The 16545-nt window shown below is 67.3% G+C and carries 13 protein-coding genes; 3 read left to right on the forward strand and 10 right to left on the reverse strand.

Annotated elements, in window-relative coordinates; translation table 11 throughout:
* Positions 1 to 189 precede the first annotated feature (189 nt).
* On the forward strand, positions 190 to 1578 hold the full coding sequence (gene purB, locus G3N94_RS33190) for an adenylosuccinate lyase (RefSeq protein WP_205797887.1): 1389 nt from the start codon (positions 190 to 192) through the stop codon (positions 1576 to 1578).
* A gap of 196 nt (positions 1579 to 1774) precedes the next feature.
* Here the strand turns inward: purB and G3N94_RS33195 are convergent, their stop codons facing one another.
* Positions 1775 to 3196 carry an FAD-dependent oxidoreductase gene (locus G3N94_RS33195; protein WP_205797889.1) on the reverse strand — a complete coding sequence of 474 codons (1422 nt, stop codon included), beginning with the start codon at positions 3194 to 3196 and terminating at the stop codon, positions 1775 to 1777.
* Between the two features lie 277 nt (positions 3197 to 3473).
* Here G3N94_RS33195 and G3N94_RS33200 point away from each other — a divergent pair, with 277 nt between their 5' ends.
* Positions 3474 to 4181, forward strand: a complete 708-nt coding sequence (locus tag G3N94_RS33200; protein ID WP_205797891.1) for a TetR/AcrR family transcriptional regulator C-terminal domain-containing protein — start codon at positions 3474 to 3476, stop codon at positions 4179 to 4181.
* Between the two features lie 52 nt (positions 4182 to 4233).
* Here the strand turns inward: G3N94_RS33200 and G3N94_RS33205 are convergent, their stop codons facing one another.
* The 4 genes from G3N94_RS33205 to edd form a co-directional block, all read right to left on the reverse strand.
* Entirely contained in the window at positions 4234 to 4737 is a 504-nt protein-coding gene (locus G3N94_RS33205) for a gluconokinase (RefSeq protein ID WP_205797893.1), read from the reverse strand.
* A gap of 13 nt (positions 4738 to 4750) precedes the next feature.
* Positions 4751 to 6112: a GntP family permease gene (locus G3N94_RS33210; RefSeq protein ID WP_205797895.1), complete on the reverse strand. Its 1362-nt coding sequence runs from the start codon at positions 6110 to 6112 to the stop codon at positions 4751 to 4753.
* A gap of 217 nt (positions 6113 to 6329) precedes the next feature.
* Complete coding sequence (gene eda, locus G3N94_RS33215) at positions 6330 to 6956, reverse strand: bifunctional 4-hydroxy-2-oxoglutarate aldolase/2-dehydro-3-deoxy-phosphogluconate aldolase (RefSeq protein WP_205797897.1); 627 nt, start codon at positions 6954 to 6956, stop codon at positions 6330 to 6332.
* A 25-nt stretch (positions 6957 to 6981) separates the two neighbouring features.
* On the reverse strand, positions 6982 to 8838 hold the full coding sequence (gene edd, locus G3N94_RS33220; RefSeq protein WP_205797899.1) for a phosphogluconate dehydratase: 1857 nt from the start codon (positions 8836 to 8838) through the stop codon (positions 6982 to 6984).
* 294 nt (positions 8839 to 9132) lie between these two features.
* On the opposite strand from edd, the gene G3N94_RS33225 reads away from it, so the two are divergent.
* Positions 9133 to 9981 (forward strand): MurR/RpiR family transcriptional regulator, encoded by an 849-nt coding sequence (locus G3N94_RS33225; RefSeq protein WP_205797901.1) that lies wholly within the window; start codon positions 9133 to 9135, stop codon positions 9979 to 9981.
* A 120-nt stretch (positions 9982 to 10101) separates the two neighbouring features.
* Here the strand turns inward: G3N94_RS33225 and G3N94_RS33230 are convergent, their stop codons facing one another.
* From G3N94_RS33230 to leuS, 5 genes are all read right to left on the reverse strand, one after another.
* A complete protein-coding gene (locus tag G3N94_RS33230) occupies positions 10102 to 10524 on the reverse strand; it encodes a CopD family protein (RefSeq protein WP_205797903.1) in 423 nt (140 codons plus the stop codon).
* Between the two features lie 17 nt (positions 10525 to 10541).
* Complete coding sequence (locus tag G3N94_RS33235) at positions 10542 to 11813, reverse strand: glutamate-5-semialdehyde dehydrogenase (protein WP_205797905.1); 1272 nt, start codon at positions 11811 to 11813, stop codon at positions 10542 to 10544.
* 123 nt (positions 11814 to 11936) lie between these two features.
* Positions 11937 to 13034: a DNA polymerase III subunit delta gene (gene holA / locus G3N94_RS33240; RefSeq protein ID WP_205797907.1), complete on the reverse strand. Its 1098-nt coding sequence runs from the start codon at positions 13032 to 13034 to the stop codon at positions 11937 to 11939.
* 18 nt (positions 13035 to 13052) lie between these two features.
* A complete protein-coding gene (lptE, locus tag G3N94_RS33245) occupies positions 13053 to 13604 on the reverse strand; it encodes an LPS assembly lipoprotein LptE (RefSeq protein WP_205797909.1) in 552 nt (183 codons plus the stop codon).
* 32 nt (positions 13605 to 13636) lie between these two features.
* A complete protein-coding gene (gene leuS, locus G3N94_RS33250) occupies positions 13637 to 16231 on the reverse strand; it encodes a leucine--tRNA ligase (protein ID WP_205797911.1) in 2595 nt (864 codons plus the stop codon).
* Positions 16232 to 16545: the final 314 nt, after the last annotated feature.

Here is a 16545-nt window from a genome sequence, read left to right on the forward strand (position 1 = left end):
TCCTCGCTGCCGCGCCGCTGAACGGCGCGGTGCACGCCGCCGAGTGACCCGCGACCGGCCGGCCGATCCGTGCGGTGGCGGGACGGATCGGCCGCGATCGGCGCGCGTCTGGGGGACGGCCGCGCGCCGATGGTAAAATCGCGGATTCTCCTCCCCCTCGTTCGACCCGGCCCCAAGGCCCGCCCGATCATGTCCGACACTCGTCCCGATACGCTTTTCGCCCTCACCGCGCTCTCGCCCATCGACGGCCGCTACGCCAGCAAGACCGAAGCACTGCGCGACTGGCTCTCCGAAGCCGCCTTCATGCGCCACCGCGTCACCGTCGAGGTGCACTGGCTGATCGCGCTGTCGCGCGCCGGCTTCGCGGAAGTCCCGCGCTTCTCCGATGCCGCCGAACAGTTCCTGCTGCAGCTCGTCGAGCGCTTCACCGCGCATGACGCCGCGCGCATCAAGGAAATCGAGCGCGTGACGAACCACGACGTGAAGGCCGTCGAATACTGGCTGAAGGAATCGGTGAAGGGCCAGGCCGAACTCGAGAAGGCCAGCGAGTTCATCCACTTCGCGTGCACGTCCGAGGACATCAACAACACGTCGCACGGGATGATGCTCGCCGGCGCGCGCGAGCACGTGATCCTGCCGGCGCTGCGCACCGTGCACCAGCGCCTCGTCACGCTCGCGCACGCGCTCGCCGAGCAGCCGATGCTGTCGCGCACGCACGGCCAGCCAGCCAGCCCGACGACGCTCGGCAAGGAACTCGCGAACGTCGCGGCCCGCCTCGCGCGCGCGATCACGCGCATCGAGCAGGTCGAGATCCTCGGCAAGATGAACGGCGCGGTCGGCAACTTCAACGCGCATCTGTCCGCGTATCCGGAATTCGACTGGGAAGCGTTCTCGCGAGACGTAATCGAGAACCGCCTGAAGCTCGCGTTCAACCCGTACACGATCCAGATCGAGCCGCACGACTACATGGCCGAGCTGTTCGACGCCGTGGCGCGCGCGAACACGATCCTGCTCGACCTCGACCGTGACGTGTGGGGCTACATCTCGGTCGGCTACTTCAAGCAGAAGACGAAGGCCGGCGAGATCGGCTCGTCGACGATGCCGCACAAGGTCAACCCGATCGACTTCGAGAACTCGGAAGGCAACCTCGGCCTCGCGAACGCGACGCTTCGCCACCTCGCCGACAAGCTGCCGGTGTCGCGCTGGCAGCGCGACCTCACCGATTCGACGGTGCTGCGCAACATGGGCGTCGCGCTCGGCTACTCGCTGCTCGCGTACGACTCGCTGATCCGCGGCCTCGACAAGCTCGAAGTGAACCCGCAGCGCCTGAACGAAGACCTCGACAACTGCTGGGAAGTGCTCGCCGAGCCGGTGCAGACGGTGATGCGCCGCTACGGCATCGAGAACCCGTACGAGCAGTTGAAGGAACTGACGCGCGGCAAGGGCATCACGCGCGAAGCGCTGCAGCAGTTCGTCGGCACGCTCGCGATCCCGCAGGACGCGAAGGATCGCCTGCTCGCGATGACGCCTGCGTCGTACATCGGCCAAGCCGTCGAACTCGCGAAGCGGATCGCGTAACGACGTTCGGCTCGCCGTGCGCGGCGGCGGCCTCCCGGCCGCTTCCCGCGCAAAAGGAAACGCCCGATGCGTGGCTTGCACGCATCGGGCGTTTTCGTTTTTGGGGGGCGGCGTCCGGCTGCAGGTCCGCACATCGACCCTGCCCAGCTGATACGATGGCCGCTTTCCGGCCCGCTTCCCGCCCCGCCTTGCGCGATCAGAACGAGATCATCTTGCCGGGATTCAGCGCCGTCATCACGCTCATCGCGGCCTTCGCGGCCGGAATCGCGATCGGCGACAGCTGGCGGCCGAGCGGAATCTCGCGGTGATCGATGCCGGTCAGCATCGAGAAATCGTCGTTGCGTCCGACGAAGTCGTCACAGATCGCCTTGCCGATCCGCACCGTCTGCGCGACGCCGTGGCCGCTCCAGCCCTGCACCATGTACATCGGCACGCGGCCGTCGGTCTTGCGGCTGTCGGTCGCGCCGTTCAGCGTGAAGTCGCTGACGCCGCTCCAGCAGTAGTCGAGCGCGAAACGGCCGTCGAGCTGCGGGAACACCGTGTTCAGCCGCGTGAGCAAATACGCGTTCACGTCGGGCTGCGCCCAGCAGGTGCCCGTGCCCTGCCCGCCGAACAGCAGGCAGTTGCCGCGCACCGGCCGGTAGTAGTCGATCTGGAACTGCGTGTCGTACACCGGCGTGCCGGCCGGCAGCAGCGTCGCGACGTCGACGTCGAGCGGCGCGGTCACGCTCACGTACGTGAAGAACGGCACGGTCGTCGCCGCGCCGTCGTCGAGCAGCCGGAACGTCGTGTTGTGCAGCGCGAGCACGACGCCGCGGCGCGCGGTGATCGTGCCTGCAGGCGTCGTCGCGACGACACCCGCAGGCGTCTCGTCGAGCTCGAGCACCTCGGTGCCTTCGTACAGCGTGCCGCCGTTCAGCCGGAAGCCGTGCACGAGGCCGCGCACCAGCGCGAGCGGATGGATCTGCCCGCCGATCGCATCGATCGCCGCGCCGTGGTACAGCCCCGAGCGCACGTATTCGTCCTGCAATTGATGGCGGCCGACGAGCGTCACGCCCGCGTCGCCGAGATGGCGGCGCGCATCCGCGCCGTCGAGCAGCGCACTCATGTGGCCGGGATGGACGGCCGCGGTCACGTGGCCGCGCTTGCGGTCGAGGTCGAGCGCGTAGCGCGCGCCGATCGCATCGATCAGGTCCATCGATTCGGCCGATGCGAAGCGCCACAGCCGCTTCGCATCGTCGTGCGACAGGTGGTCGATCATGTCGGCCGCCTCCCAGCGCGCAAGACCGGGCGTCAGCTGGCCGCCGTTGCGGCCCGAAGCAGCCGAGCCGACGTGGTGCTTGTCGACGAGGATCGTGTCGACGCCCGCTTCCGCGAGATGCAGCGCGGCCGATGCGCCGAGCAGGCCGGCGCCGATCACGAGCACGTCGCACACGGCGTCCTGCGCGAGCGGCGCGCTGTTTGCGTGGCGCGACAGCGACGCCTCGTACCAGTTGGCCGGGCGATCGCCGTCGTAACGGGCCGGATCGCACCAGTTCCAGTTGTCTTTCTCGATGTTCAGTTGCGTTTGCTCGAAACGCGATTCGTCCTGGATCAGGGGTTGGTTGCTGAATGTCATGATTGCACTTGCATGGTCTTGGGCCGCCTGTCGAAGAGCCGTTCGGGCTTCGCGGGTGGGGCAGCCGGTTCCACTTGGGTGTCAACAAGGGAGGGGCGCAATGGCCCGTGTTGACGGCGGACACGCTCGTGTCTGCCTGGATCCCGGACCGTGCGGAAGCACGCATTGGAAGGTGCCGGGACACCCAATTTCTACACCGCAGAAATAATTCTACAGTGTAGAATCAGCTTCCGTCAAGTTTACAGGCCGGACCGGCACCGGCCGCCGCTCCGCATCGATGAAAGACAAACCCGCCCAAGGCCCGCGCGGCCTCGACAAGGACACGATCGTCGCGGCCGCGCTGACGCTTCTCGAAGACGTCGGCGAAACGGCGTTCAGCGTGCGCAAGCTCGCGCAGACGGTTGGCTGCGATCCGATGAGCGTGCTCTATCACTTCAAGTCGAAGGAAGGGCTGAGCCGCGCGATCGCGAATGCGCTGTCGCGTTCGCTCGTACCGGTCGACGACGCGCTGCCGTGGCGCGACCGGCTACGCGATCTCGCGCGCCAGTACCGCGCGCTCGCGCGGCGTTATCCGGCCGCGTTCGCATTGCTGCAGCGCCATGTCAGCACCGGGCCGGCCGATCTCGCACATGTCGAGACAGTGCACCGCGCGCTCGCCGACGCCGGCATCCCGCACTCGGCGCTGCCGTGCGTGTGCGTCGGCTGGTATGCGAGCGTGATCGGGCTTGCCGCAGCCGAGGTCGGCGGCCTGACGCGGCCGGCGAATGCAGTCGAACTCGCGGAGATGGCGGCGCTTTCCGACGACTGCCATCCGCTCGTGCGGACCGCCGCGCCGCTCTATGCAGCACTGGATCCCGCCGTCGTGCACGATACGATGCTCGAAGTGCTGCTCGACGGCATCGCGCGGCAGGCCGATGCAATGGCCGCCGTCGCAGTCGCGCCTTCAGACGCCCGTCGGCACACCTCCGCGGACGCGCCAAAATGAACAAAAGCGCCCCGAGGGGCGCCTTTGCGTTGCCGATTGCCGCGAACCCCGCTCAGCGCTGCTGCGCGCGGCCGATCGTCACCATCACCTGATCGACGATCTGTTCGGGCGACAGCTCGATGCTGACCTCGATCGCCTCGTCCGGGCCCGGCTCCTCGAGCGTCTCGAGCTGGCTATGCAGCAGCGACGGATCGAAGAAATGGCCGGTGCGGCTCTGCAGGCGCTCGTGCAATACGGCGAACGAGCCCTTCAGGTACACGAACCGCACATCGGTGTCATTGCCGCGCAGCACGTCACGGTATGAGCGCTTCAGCGACGAGCAGGTGAAAACCGCCGTCTCGCCCGCGCGCTGCTTTTCCTCGATGGCCGCACGGATCGTCCGCAGCCACGGCCAGCGGTCGTCGTCGGTCAGCGGAATGCCCTGGTGCATCTTCTCCTTGTTGGCGGCGCTGTGAAACGCGTCGCCATCGGTATAGCTGCACGACAGGCGTTCCGCCAGCATTTCGCCGATCCGCGACTTGCCCGCGCCCGACACGCCCATTGCGATCAGAATCATTGACTACCCCTTGTTACAGAAACGCGCTCAGCACCAGCGTAAACGTCAGGCCAAGCACCGAGATGATCGTTTCGAGCAGCGTCCAGGTCTTGAACGTCTGGCCGACCGTCATCCCGAAATACTCCTTGATCAGCCAGAAGCCGCCGTCGTTGACGTGCGAGAAGATCAGCGAACCCGATCCCGTCGCCAGCACCAGCAGTTCCGGACGAACCGTCACGCCCGACGCGGCCGCGATCGGCGCGACGATGCCGCAGGCGGTCGTCATCGCGACCGTCGCCGAACCCGTCGCGAGACGGATCAGCGCCGCGACGAACCAGCCGAGCAGCAGCGGCGACAGATGCGCCTGCGTGGCGGTCGCGACGATCTGCTGCGAGATCCCGCTGTCACGCAGGATACCGCCGAAGCCGCCACCCGCGCCGACGATCAGCGTGATCCCGGCGATCGGCGCGAGACACTCGCCGCAGAACTTCTGGATCTGGTCGCGGTTGAAGCCCTGCAGCTTGCCGAACGTGAAGAAGCTCACCATCACCGCGATCAGCAGCGCGACGTCCGAGTTGCCGGCAAAGCGCAGCAGGTTGTTCGGCAGCGTCTTCGGCGCGAAGACCAGATCGGCCCAGCTGCCGACCAGCATCAGGATCACCGGCAGCAGGATCGTGAACAGCGTGATGCCGAAGCCCGGCAGCTCGCGCTTCTTGCCTTCCGTGTGCGATTCGACGAATTGCGCGGCGAGCGGGTTGTTCTCCGGCAGCTTCACGAACTTCGAGATCGTCAGCGCGAACAGCGGACCCGCGACGATCGCGGTCGGCACGCCGACGATCAGGCCGAATGCGATCGTCTTGCCGATATCGGCGCCGTACTGCTGCACTGCGAGCAGCGCGGCCGGGTGCGGCGGGATCAGCCCGTGCACGACCGACAGGCCGGCCACCATCGGCAGGCCGACGACGAGCAGCGACTTGCCGGTGCGCTTCGCGACGTTGAACGCGATCGGGATCAGCAGCACGAAGCCGACTTCGAAGAACACCGGCAGGCCGACGATGATCGCGACGAACATCATCGCCCAGTGAATGTTCTTTTCACCGAACCAGTCGATCAGCGTGGTCGCGATCCGCTCCGCACCGCCCGATTCCGCCATCATCTTGCCGAGCATCGTGCCGAGGCCGACGACGATCGCAATGTGGCCGAGCGTATTGCCGTTGCCCGTTTCGAACGACTTGACGATCTTGTCCATCGGCATCCCGACCACCAGGCCGAGGCCGAGCGACACGATGATGAGCACCAGGAACGGATAGATCTTGAAACGCGCGATCATCACGATCAGCGCCACGATCGCGATCACGGTGTAGATGAGCAGCATGCTGCCTTGGACAGCCCCCATTTGGACTCCTCCTTGGGATTATTCGAACCGGGCGGATCGTTGCGAGTATGCCCGGCTATGCAGGTCTCCGAAACAGCGGGCGAACCCGCCGTCAGGACGCTGAATTTTACTTATCTTTGCCGCCGAGCGATAGAACCGGTTCCATAGGCAAAAACCCTCGGTAAAACAAGCACTAAGCGCTGGTTTTACGAGGGTCGACCTGCCATTTCGTACAAGTTCAACGGGGGAGCTGGCTCGCGGCTTGCGCGAGACGCGTGACTTCCGCCCAGTCCTGCGCCGCGAGCGCGGCCTTCGGCGTGAGCCACGAACCGCCGACGCACACGACGTTCGGCAGCTTCAGGAAATTCGGCGCGCTTTCGGCCGTGATGCCGCCCGTCGGGCAGAACTTGAGCGCCGGGAACGGGCCGTGGAACGCCTGCAGCATCGGCACGCCCCCCGCCTGCTGGGCCGGGAAGAACTTGACGATCTCGTAGCCGAATTCGAGCGCCTGGATGATGTCGCTCGGCGTCATCACGCCCGGCAGCAGCGGCAGCCCCGCGTCGAGCGAGGCGAGGTGCAGGTCTTTCGTCAGGCCCGGCGACACGCCGAACTTCGCGCCGGCCCGCTTCGCCTGCGCGCAGTGCTCGGGCTTCGTGATCGTGCCGACGCCGACCACGATATCGTCCGCGAGCTGGCTCGCGCGTTCGATCGCCTCGAGGCCCGCCGCGGTGCGCAGCGTGATCTCGAGCACCTTCACGCCACCTGCATGCAGCGCGCGCGACACGTGCTCGCCCTGCTCGACCGTCTCGAACGCGAGCACCGGAATCACCGGGCCCAGCTTCACGATTTCGCCAATCGTCATCATCGATATCTCTCCTTGAACCTTGCTATTACGCGGTGACGCGGGCGGCCGCTTCGCCGACCAGCGCCCCGAACACCGATGCGCCGTGCTCCGCCGGCGCGGCGGCCGCGCGGAACACGCCGAACAGCTCGCGGCCGAAGCCCACTTCGTTGTCCGCCTGGTGCAGCGGCTGCGCGACCGGGCGCGCGTGCCATTCGGCGTCGTCGACCTCGACGTCGAGCACGCCCGCCTCGGCGTCGATCACGAGCGTGTCGCCCGTCTTCACCTTGCCGAGCGGGCCGTTCAGCAGCGCCTCGGGCGACACGTGGATCACCGCCGGCACCTTGCCCGACGCGCCCGACATGCGGCCATCGGTGACGAGCGCGACATGGAAGCCCTGATCCTGCAGCACGCCGAGCAGCGGCGTCAAACGGTGCAGTTCCGGCATCCCGTTCGCGCGTGCGCCCTGGAAACGCACCACCGCGACGAAATCGCGCTTCAGCTCGCCGCGGTCGAACGCTTCCTGCACGGCCTCCTGCGAATCGAACACGATCGCGGGCGCCTTGACCTTGCGATGCTCGGGCGCGACCGCCGAGATCTTGATCACGCCGCGGCCGAGCCGGCCCTGCATCAGCCGCAGGCCGCCGTCCGGCTGGAACGGCTCGCGAATGCTGCGCAGCACCTTCGTGTCGTGGCTTTCGGCCGCGCCGTCGACCCAGGTCAGCTTGCCGTCGATCAGCTTCGGTTCTTTCGTGTAGTGCGACAGGCCGCGACCGGCGACGGTCGTCACGTCCGCGTGCAGCAGCCCGCCTTCGAGCAGGTTGCGCACCAGGAATGCAATGCCGCCCGCTGCATGGAAGTGGTTCACGTCGGCCTTGCCGTTCGGATAGATCTTCGCGAGCAGCGGCACCGCGGCCGACAGTTCGTCGAAATCGTCCCAGTCGATCAGGATGCCGGCCGCGCGCGCGATCGCAACGAGATGCAGCGTATGGTTGGTCGAGCCGCCCGTCGCGAGCAGCGCGACGATCCCGTTGACGATCGCCTTTTCGTCGATCACGTGGCCGATCGGCGTGTAATGGCCGCGCTCGACGGTCAGGTCGAGCACGCGGCGCGCGGCCTCGGCCGTCAGCGCGTCGCGCAGCGGCGTGTGCGGATGCACGAATGCCGAGCCCGGCAGGTGCAGCCCCATCAGCTCCATCAGCATCTGGTTGCTGTTCGCGGTGCCGTAGAACGTGCAGGTGCCGTGGCCGTGGTAAGCGGCCGATTCGGCCTCGAGCAGCGCGTCGCGGCCGACCTGGCCGGTCGCGAACTGCTGGCGGATCTTCGCCTTGTCGTCGTTCGACAGGCCGCTCGTCATCGGGCCGGCCGGCACGAAGATCGTCGGCAGGTGGCCGAACTGCAGCGCGCCGATCAAGAGGCCCGGCACGATCTTGTCGCAGATGCCGAGGCACAGCGCCGCATCGAACATGTTGTGCGTGAGCGCGACCGCCGTGCTCATCGCGATCACTTCGCGCGAGAACAGCGACAGTTCCATCCCCGCATTGCCCTGCGTGACGCCGTCGCACATCGCCGGCACGCCGCCCGCGAACTGCGCGACGCCGCCGTTCTCGCGCGCGGCGGCCTTGATGATGTCCGGGAAATCCTTGTACGGCGCGTGCGCGGACAGCATCTCGTTGTACGCGGACACGATGCCGATGTTCGGCTGTTTGATCGCCTTGATCGCGAACTTGTCGTTGCCTTCGAGGCCCGCGAAACCGTGTGCCAGGTTCGCGCACGACAGCGCGCCGCGTGCCGGGAACTTGCCCTGCGCGCTGTCGATGCGCTGCAGGTACGCGGAACGGGTCGGCTGGCTGCGCGCGATCACGCGTGCGGTGATTTTCGCGAGGATGGGATGCAGCGAGGACATGCTGGGCGCTCCTGTATGCCGGCCGGGACCGGCGGTTGGAATCGTGGGGACGGTCGAATGCAACGACTGAACGCAGGCAGTCTAGTAGAAAAACTACAAGCATGCAATGCGGATTCCGGAGCCTCCTCGGCAAAATATCGCTTTAATTCCGGCAAATATCGGTATTAACCCTAGGTTTTGGATACTGGCCGCTCAGGGCTTCCGTGCGATCAGCGCTAGCATTTTCTTGTAGATTTTCTACAATTCGGTTGCGATACACTCGCTCATCCGAACCCGATTGACGTTAGCTGCCCCATGCTGCCCCGCATTGAAGCGATCCGCCCCGAACTGCGCCCGTCCGAGCGCAAACTCGCCGACTACATCCTCGCCGCGCCGCGCGAGGTGCTCGACCTCGCGATGACCGAGCTGTCGGCGCGCGCCGGCGTCAGCCAGCCAACGATCGCGCGCTTCTGCCAGGCGCTCGGCTGCAGCGGCTTTCGCGAATTCAAGATCCGGCTCGCGCAGAGCGTCGCGCCGGGCGTGTCGTCGGTGTACCGCGACGTGGAGCCCGACGAGCCCGCCCCCGGCATCATCGGCAAGGTGTTCGACCGCACGATCGGCGCGCTGATCGAAGTGCGCAACAGCCTGTCGGCGGGCAGCGTCGCCGACGCGATCGCGCTGCTGTCGAACGCGTCGCGGATCGAGTTCTACGGCGCGGGCGGCTCGGGCATCGCCGCGCAGGACATCCAGCACAAGTTCTTCCGGCTCGGCGTGCCGAGCGTCGCGTATTCCGATCCGCACACGTTCTCGATGTCGTCGGCGCTGCTCGGTCCGCAGGACGTCGTCGTCGCGATCTCGAACACGGGCCGCACGCGCGACATCATCGACGCCGCGCGTTCGGCGCTCGCGTGCGGCGCGAAGGTCGTCGCGATCACGCACAGCCACTCGCCGCTCGCGCGGCTCGCGACGGTGAGCCTCGCGTCGAACGTTGCCGAGGAAACCGACGTGTTCTCGCCGATGACGTCGCGGATGTCGCACCTCGCGATCGGCGACATTCTTGCAGTCGGCGTCGCGCTGTCGCGCGGCCCGGCGCTGATGGAACGCGTCGGCCGCGCGAAGGAAGCGATCACGCGCCGCCGGATCGACGCGAACGCGAAGGAATAGCCGCGCGCCGGCCTGTCCGCGCATCGCGCGCACAATGACAAACGGCGCCCTGCGGGGCGCCGTTTTGCTTGAGGTTGCCGGATCGCAATCTGCCGGACTGCCGGATCGCCGGCCGCCGGATCAGAACGGCTTGATCACGACGAGCGCGACCGCCGCGAGCATCCCGAGCACCGGCAGCTCGTTGAACACGCGATACCACTTGTCGGAACGGCGGTTCTCGCCACGCTCGAACACCTTCAGCAGGTGGCCGCAGTAAGCGTGATAGACGATCAGCAGCAGCACGACGGTGACCTTCGCGTGCACCCAGCCCTGCCCCTGGCCGATGCCGATCGCGAGCCACAGCCACAGCCCGCACGCGAGCGCCGGCACCGCGATGAACGTCATGAAGCGGAACAGCTTGCGCGCCATCACGAGCAGGCGCCGCACCGCGGCCGGATCGGTTTCCATCGCGAGGTTCACGTAGATGCGCGGCAAGTAGAACAGCCCCGCGAACCACGATGCGATCAGTACGATATGGAACGTCTTGACCCAGAGCATTGCCATCGGTTGCGCGCCTCGCGTTACTGACGGCCTTCGCCGTGCCCGAGCACGACGTACTTCAGCGACGTCAGCCCTTCGAGGCCGACCGGCCCGCGCGCATGCAGCTTGTCGTTCGAGATGCCGATCTCCGCGCCGAGGCCGAATTCGAAGCCGTCGGCGAAGCGCGTCGACGCGTTGACCATCACGCTCGCCGAATCGACTTCGCGCAGGAAACGCATCGCGCGGTCGTGATCCTCGGTGACGATCGCGTCCGTGTGGTGCGAACCGTAATGGTTGATGTGCTCGATCGCGGCGTCGAGACCGTCGACCACCTTGATCGCGAGCACCGGCGCGAGGTATTCGGTATGCCAGTCTTCCTCGGTCGCGTCGACGAGCGGGCCGACGCCGGCATCGGCGAGCACCGCACGCGCGGCGGCGTCGACGCGCAGCTCGACGTTCTTGTCGCGATACAGACGGCCGAGCGGCGGCAGCACGGCCTGCGCGGCGCCGCTCGCCACGAGCAGCGTCTCCATCGTGTTGCAGGTGCCGTAGCGGTGCGTCTTCGCGTTGTCGCAGACGGTGAGCGCCTTGTTCAGGTCCGCGCGATCGTCGACGTACACGTGGCAGATGCCGTCGAGGTGCTTGATCATCGGCACGCGCGCCTCGTTGATCAGGCGCTCGATCAGGCTCTTGCCGCCGCGCGGCACGATCACGTCGACGTATTCGGTCATCGTGATCAGCTTGCCGACCGCCGCGCGATCGGCGGTGGCGACGACCTGCACCGCGTCCTGCGGCAGGCCCGCCGCGGCGAGCCCCTCGCCGATCAGCTTCGCGAGCGCGGTGTTCGACTCGAGCGCCTCGGAGCCGCCGCGCAGGATCGTCGCGTTGCCGGACTTCAGGCACAGCGCGGCCGCGTCGATCGTCACGTTCGGGCGCGACTCGTAGATGATGCCGATCACGCCGAGCGGCACGCGCATCTGGCCGACCTGGATCCCGCTCGGGCGAAACTTCAGATTGCCGATCTCGCCGATCGGATCGGCGAGCGACGCGACCTGGCGCAGCCCCTCAACCATCGTATTCAGCGCCTTGTCGGACAGCGTCAGGCGGTCGACGAACGCCGCATCCATCCCTTTTTCACGGGCACGCGCGACGTCGCGCGCGTTCGCGTCCTTCAACACCTGCGCGTCGCGCTCGATCGCGCGGGCCACCGCATCGAGCGCCGCGTTCTTCGCCGCCGTGCTGGCGCGCGCCATCGCGCGGGAAGCGTGCCGGGCGCGGCGGCCCAGGTCCGTCATGTACTGATCGATATCCATCGTGTGACTCGAAAAGCGAGCCGCTCAATGCGGCATGAAATCATCGGGAAGCGCGCGGCGCAGCCGCGCCGGCAGTCGAAGCAATTGTATGCGGGTTGCGGACGGCGCGCTGAGGCCCGCGGCCTAGCGCCGCACGCCGCGACCCGCGGTCGGCGGTCGCTCGCCCTGCGTGCCGGCTACCGTCATCGCGAGCTGGAACAGGCCGTCCCACGGATCGGGCGGCGGCTCGTCCTGCGGGCGCCGGCCGGGCGTCACGGCGGACAGCCCCTTGACCTGCCGGTCGAGCCGCGCGGCGAACGACAGTGCCTTCTCGAGCACGGCTTCGGTCACGCGGTTGAGCGCGGGGCCGATCAGCCGCTCGCGCGGCCCCCATACGCGGTTCTCACGCATCAGCGTTGCAAGCGGCTTGCCGGCCGCCACGCCGCGCTTGATCCGCAGCAGCGTGCGCAGCTCCTCGACAACCGCCCACATCACGAGCACGATCGCCTCGCCCTCGCCCTTCAGGCCGTCGATCATCCGCGCGAGCCGCGCGGCGTCGCCGGCGAGCATCGCTTCGTTCAGCTTGAAGACATCGTAGCGCGCGACGTTCAGCACCGCGTCGTGCACCTGCTCGAACGCCAGCGCGCCCTGCGGATACAGCAGGCCGAGCTTCTGGATTTCCTGGTGCGCGGCGAGCAGGTTGCCCTCGACGCGCTCGGCGATGAACTGCAGCGCGCGCCGGCCATCGTCGCCGGCCGCGACCCGCTGGCCCTGCATCGCGAGACGCTGGCCGATCCAGTTCGGCAGCTGCGCGCGGTCGACCGGATCGATCTTCAGCGCGACGCCGCCGTTCAGCAGCGCGGTGAACCACGCGGACTTCTGCGTCGCCGCGTCGAGGCGCGGCAGCGTGACGAGTACCAGCGCGTCCGGATTGTTCGCGGCAGCGAGCGCCTTCAGCGCGTCGGCGCCTTCCTTGCCGGGCTTGCCCGACGGAATCCGCAGCTCGATCAGCTGGCGTTCGCCGAACAGCGACATCGCCTGGGTCGCGCCGAGCAGCACGCTCCAGTCGAAGCCGCGCTCGACCGTATGCACCGAGCGCTCGGTGAAGCCGGCCGCGCGCGCGGCGGCGCGGATCCGGTCGCACGCCTCCTGCGCGAGCAGCGGCTCGTCGCCGAATACGGTGTAGAGCCCGGTCAGCCCCTTCGCGAGGTGCGGCTCCAGCGCGTCAAGTCGCAGTTGCATCGTTCAATGTGCCGTCGATCAAAGCGGCGGCGGCGGCAGCGGCGCGCGCGGCCCGACGCCCGGAACCACATCTTCCGGCGCCGGGTGCAGCGAGTGAACGATCGCGAGACGCCGCATCAGCTGGTCGACCGCATCGTTCTGCATGTCCGCGTAGAGGATGTCGGCTTCCTGCACCTTCGCGTTCGTGTACTGGTCGCTGTACGTCATCGCGCGGTTCAGCGCGATCGCACTCGGCGGAATCAGCAGCGTGCCGTCCGTGCCCGACAGCGTATAGGTCATCGTATAGTTGATCGCATATTCCGACGCGGAGCCGTACTTGTTGAGCGTCAGCGTGCTCAGCCCGCGCGCTTCCGACATGTTCAGCACGGCGTCGGCCTGGTCGGGCGCCGTAACGATCTTCGTGTCGCTGCCGCCCTCGACCAGCCGCGTGAGACGCGCCGCCACCGACGGCGGCGCCCCCACGACCAGCAGGTGCTTGAACGCGTAGTTCTGCTGGCCGCGCAACTGGAAACCGCATCCCGACAGCGCGAGCGCGCTGCCGACGAGCATCAAAAACGATCTGCGGATCACCTTCGCTCCTTCTAGGTTCGGCCCAGCGGCCGTCAGACGACGATGTTCACGAGGCGGCCCGGCACGACGACGATCTTCTTCGCCGGCTTGCCTTCGCCAAACTTCGCGAACATCTCGTCGGCCTGCGCCGCGGCTTCGATCGCCTCGCGGCTCGCGTCCTTCGCGACCTTCAGCGCGCCACGCACCTTGCCGTTGATCTGCAGCACGAGTTCGATCTCGGCCTGCTCGAGCGCGGCCTCGTCGACCTTCGGCCACGGCGCGTCGAGCAGCGGCCCGAACTCGTCCGCGTAGCCGAGCGCCTTCCACAGCTCGAACGTGACGTGCGGCACGACCGGGTACAGCACGCGCAGCAGCACGCCGTAGGTCTCGCGCAGCACCGCGGGCGTCGCGCCCTTCGCGCTGTCGATCGCGTTCAGCATCTTCATCGCGGCCGATACGACCGTGTTGTACTGCAGGCGCTGGTAGTCGAAATCGGCCTGCTTCAGCACGCTGTAGATCTCGCGGCGCAGTGCCTTGTCGGCATCGCCGAGCGTGGCCGCGTCGAACGCCGCGCGCTCCGCGAGCGCCGCGCGGTTCGCCGCGCCGAAGCTCCATACGCGGCGCAGGAAGCGGCTCGCGCCTTCGACGCCCGCGCCCGACCACTCGAGCTGCTGCTCGGGCGGCGCGGCGAACATCGTGAACAGGCGCGCGGTGTCCGCGCCGTACTGGTCGATCAGCACCTGCGGATCGACGCCGTTGTTCTTCGACTTCGACATCTTCTCGATGCCGCCGAGCACGACCGGCTGGCCGTCGGCGTTCAGCGTCGCGCCGACCGGGCGGCCCTTGTCGTCGAACGCGACGGTCACGTCGGCCGGGTTGTACCAGGTCTTCTTGCCCGACGCATCTTCACGGTAGAACGTCTCGTTCAGCACCATCCCCTGCGTGAGCAGGTTCTTGGCCGGCTCGCCGAACTTCACGAGGCCGAGGTCGCGCATCACCTTGGTCCAGAAGCGCGAGTACAGCAGGTGCAGGATCGCGTGCTCGATGCCGCCGATGTACTGGTCCATCGGCATCCAGTAGTCGGTGCGCGCGTCGACCATGGTCTCCGCATCCGGCGCCGTGTAGCGCGAGAAGTACCACGACGAGTCGACGAAGGTGTCCATCGTGTCGGTTTCGCGCTTCGCGGCCGCGCCGCACTTCGGGCACGTGCAGTTCAGGAACGCTTCCGACTTCGCGAGCGGGTTGCCCGAGCCGTCCGGCACGAGGTCTTCCGGCAGCACGACCGGCAGGTCCTGCTCGGGCACCGGCACGTCGCCGCACGACGGGCAGTGGATGATCGGGATCGGCGTGCCCCAGTAACGCTGGCGCGACACGCCCCAGTCGCGCAGACGCCACGTGACCTGCTTGTCGCCGAAGCCGCCGGCCTTCAGGTCGGCCGCGATCGCGTCGACCGCGTCGCCATACTTCAGGCCGTCATACTTGCCGCTGTTCACGCACACCGCGACATCCTTGTCACCGTACCATTCCTGCCACGCGTCGGTCGACCATTGCTGGCCTTCGGCCGCGATCACCTGCGTGATCGGCAGGTCGTACTTCTTCGCGAACGCGAAATCGCGCTCGTCGTGTGCCGGCACGCCCATCACCGCGCCTTCGCCGTAGCTCATCAGCACGTAGTTGCCGATCCACACCTCGACCGGCTGCTGCGTCAGCGGATGCGTGACCATGAAGCCGGTCGGCACGCCCTTCTTCTCCATCGTCGCCATGTCGACTTCGGCGACGCCGCCGCGCTTGCACTCGTCGATGAACGCCTGCAGCTCGGGCTTGTCCTGCGCGAGATGCGTCGCGAGCGGGTGCTCGGCCGCGATTGCGCAGAACGTGACGCCCATGATCGTGTCGGCGCGCGTCGTGAACACGCGCAGCAGCTTCTGCTCGCCGTCGAGCTCATACGGGAAGCCGAAGTTCACGCCGAAGCTCTTGCCGATCCAGTTCTGCTGCATGATCTTCACGCGCTCGGGCCAGCCGAGGCCGTCGAGGTCGTTCAGCAGTTCATCCGCGTACTGCGTGATGCGCAGGTAGTACATCGGGATCTCGCGCTTCTCGACGAGCGCGCCCGAGCGCCAGCCGCGGCCGTCGATCACCTGCTCGTTCGCGAGCACGGTCTGGTCGACCGGATCCCAGTTCACGGTGCCCGTCTTCTTGTACGCGATGCCCTTCTCGAGCATCTTCAGGAACAGCCACTGGTTCCACTTGTAGTAGTCGGGCTTGCAGGTCGCGATCTCGCGCGACCAGTCGATCGCGAGACCCATCGACTGCATCTGGCCCTTCATGTAGTCGATGTTGTCGTAGGTCCACTTCGCGGGCGGCACGCCGTTCGCCATCGCGGCGTTCTCGGCCGGCATCCCGAACGCATCCCAGCCCATCGGCATCAGCGTGTTGTAGCCGTTCATCCGCAGATAGCGGTACATCACGTCGTTGATCGTGTAGTTGCGCACGTGACCCATGTGCAGCTTGCCGGACGGGTACGGCAGCATCGACACGCAGTAGAACTTCGGCTTCTGCGAGTCTTCCTTCGTCTTGTAGGCATCGGCTGCGCGCCAGTCGCCCTGGGCGGCGGCTTCGACGTCGGCGGGTACGTATCTCTCGTGCATGGTGTGGTTCGGACTAGGCTTTAAGCGGCGCGCCGCTACGGCTCGCGCGGGAGTGGATCGAAAATCGTGCTGGCCCGGCGGAGGACAGGCTCGCTGCTGCCAGGCCTGCCCGGGGCTTCCGGATGTATTCCGGGCGCCCCGCAACGTGCCGGGCTGCCGGAAAAACATCTGCCGACCGGGAAAAACGTCGATTATACCGTCCGCGCCGGCCCGCACGGCCGGTGTCGCGGGCCGGCGCCCGCGTTCCCGCCGCGTTCCCGTATTCCGGCGACCGGCGCGAACGCGCGCCACCGCGCTCAGTGCCGCGCGGGCGC

This window comes from Burkholderia sp. Ac-20353 (assembly GCF_017104785.1).
Taxonomy (GTDB): Bacteria; Pseudomonadota; Gammaproteobacteria; order Burkholderiales; family Burkholderiaceae; genus Burkholderia.

Bases quoted from the DNA above. Each gene is read 5' to 3' on its own strand.
- purB (WP_205797887.1), top strand. From the start codon at position 190: ATGTCCGACACTCGTCCCGATACGCTTTTCGCCCTCACCGCGCTCTCG.
- G3N94_RS33195 (WP_205797889.1), bottom strand. From the start codon at position 3,196: ATGACATTCAGCAACCAACCCCTGATCCAGGACGAATCGCGTTTCGAG.
- G3N94_RS33200 (WP_205797891.1), top strand. From the start codon at position 3,474: ATGAAAGACAAACCCGCCCAAGGCCCGCGCGGCCTCGACAAGGACACG.
- G3N94_RS33205 (WP_205797893.1), bottom strand. From the start codon at position 4,737: ATGATTCTGATCGCAATGGGCGTGTCGGGCGCGGGCAAGTCGCGGATC.
- G3N94_RS33210 (WP_205797895.1), bottom strand. From the start codon at position 6,112: ATGGGGGCTGTCCAAGGCAGCATGCTGCTCATCTACACCGTGATCGCG.
- eda (WP_205797897.1), bottom strand. From the start codon at position 6,956: ATGATGACGATTGGCGAAATCGTGAAGCTGGGCCCGGTGATTCCGGTG.
- edd (WP_205797899.1), bottom strand. From the start codon at position 8,838: ATGTCCTCGCTGCATCCCATCCTCGCGAAAATCACCGCACGCGTGATC.
- G3N94_RS33225 (WP_205797901.1), top strand. From the start codon at position 9,133: ATGCTGCCCCGCATTGAAGCGATCCGCCCCGAACTGCGCCCGTCCGAG.
- G3N94_RS33230 (WP_205797903.1), bottom strand. From the start codon at position 10,524: ATGGCAATGCTCTGGGTCAAGACGTTCCATATCGTACTGATCGCATCG.
- G3N94_RS33235 (WP_205797905.1), bottom strand. From the start codon at position 11,813: ATGGATATCGATCAGTACATGACGGACCTGGGCCGCCGCGCCCGGCAC.
- holA (WP_205797907.1), bottom strand. From the start codon at position 13,034: ATGCAACTGCGACTTGACGCGCTGGAGCCGCACCTCGCGAAGGGGCTG.
- leuS (WP_205797911.1), bottom strand. From the start codon at position 16,231: ATGCACGAGAGATACGTACCCGCCGACGTCGAAGCCGCCGCCCAGGGC.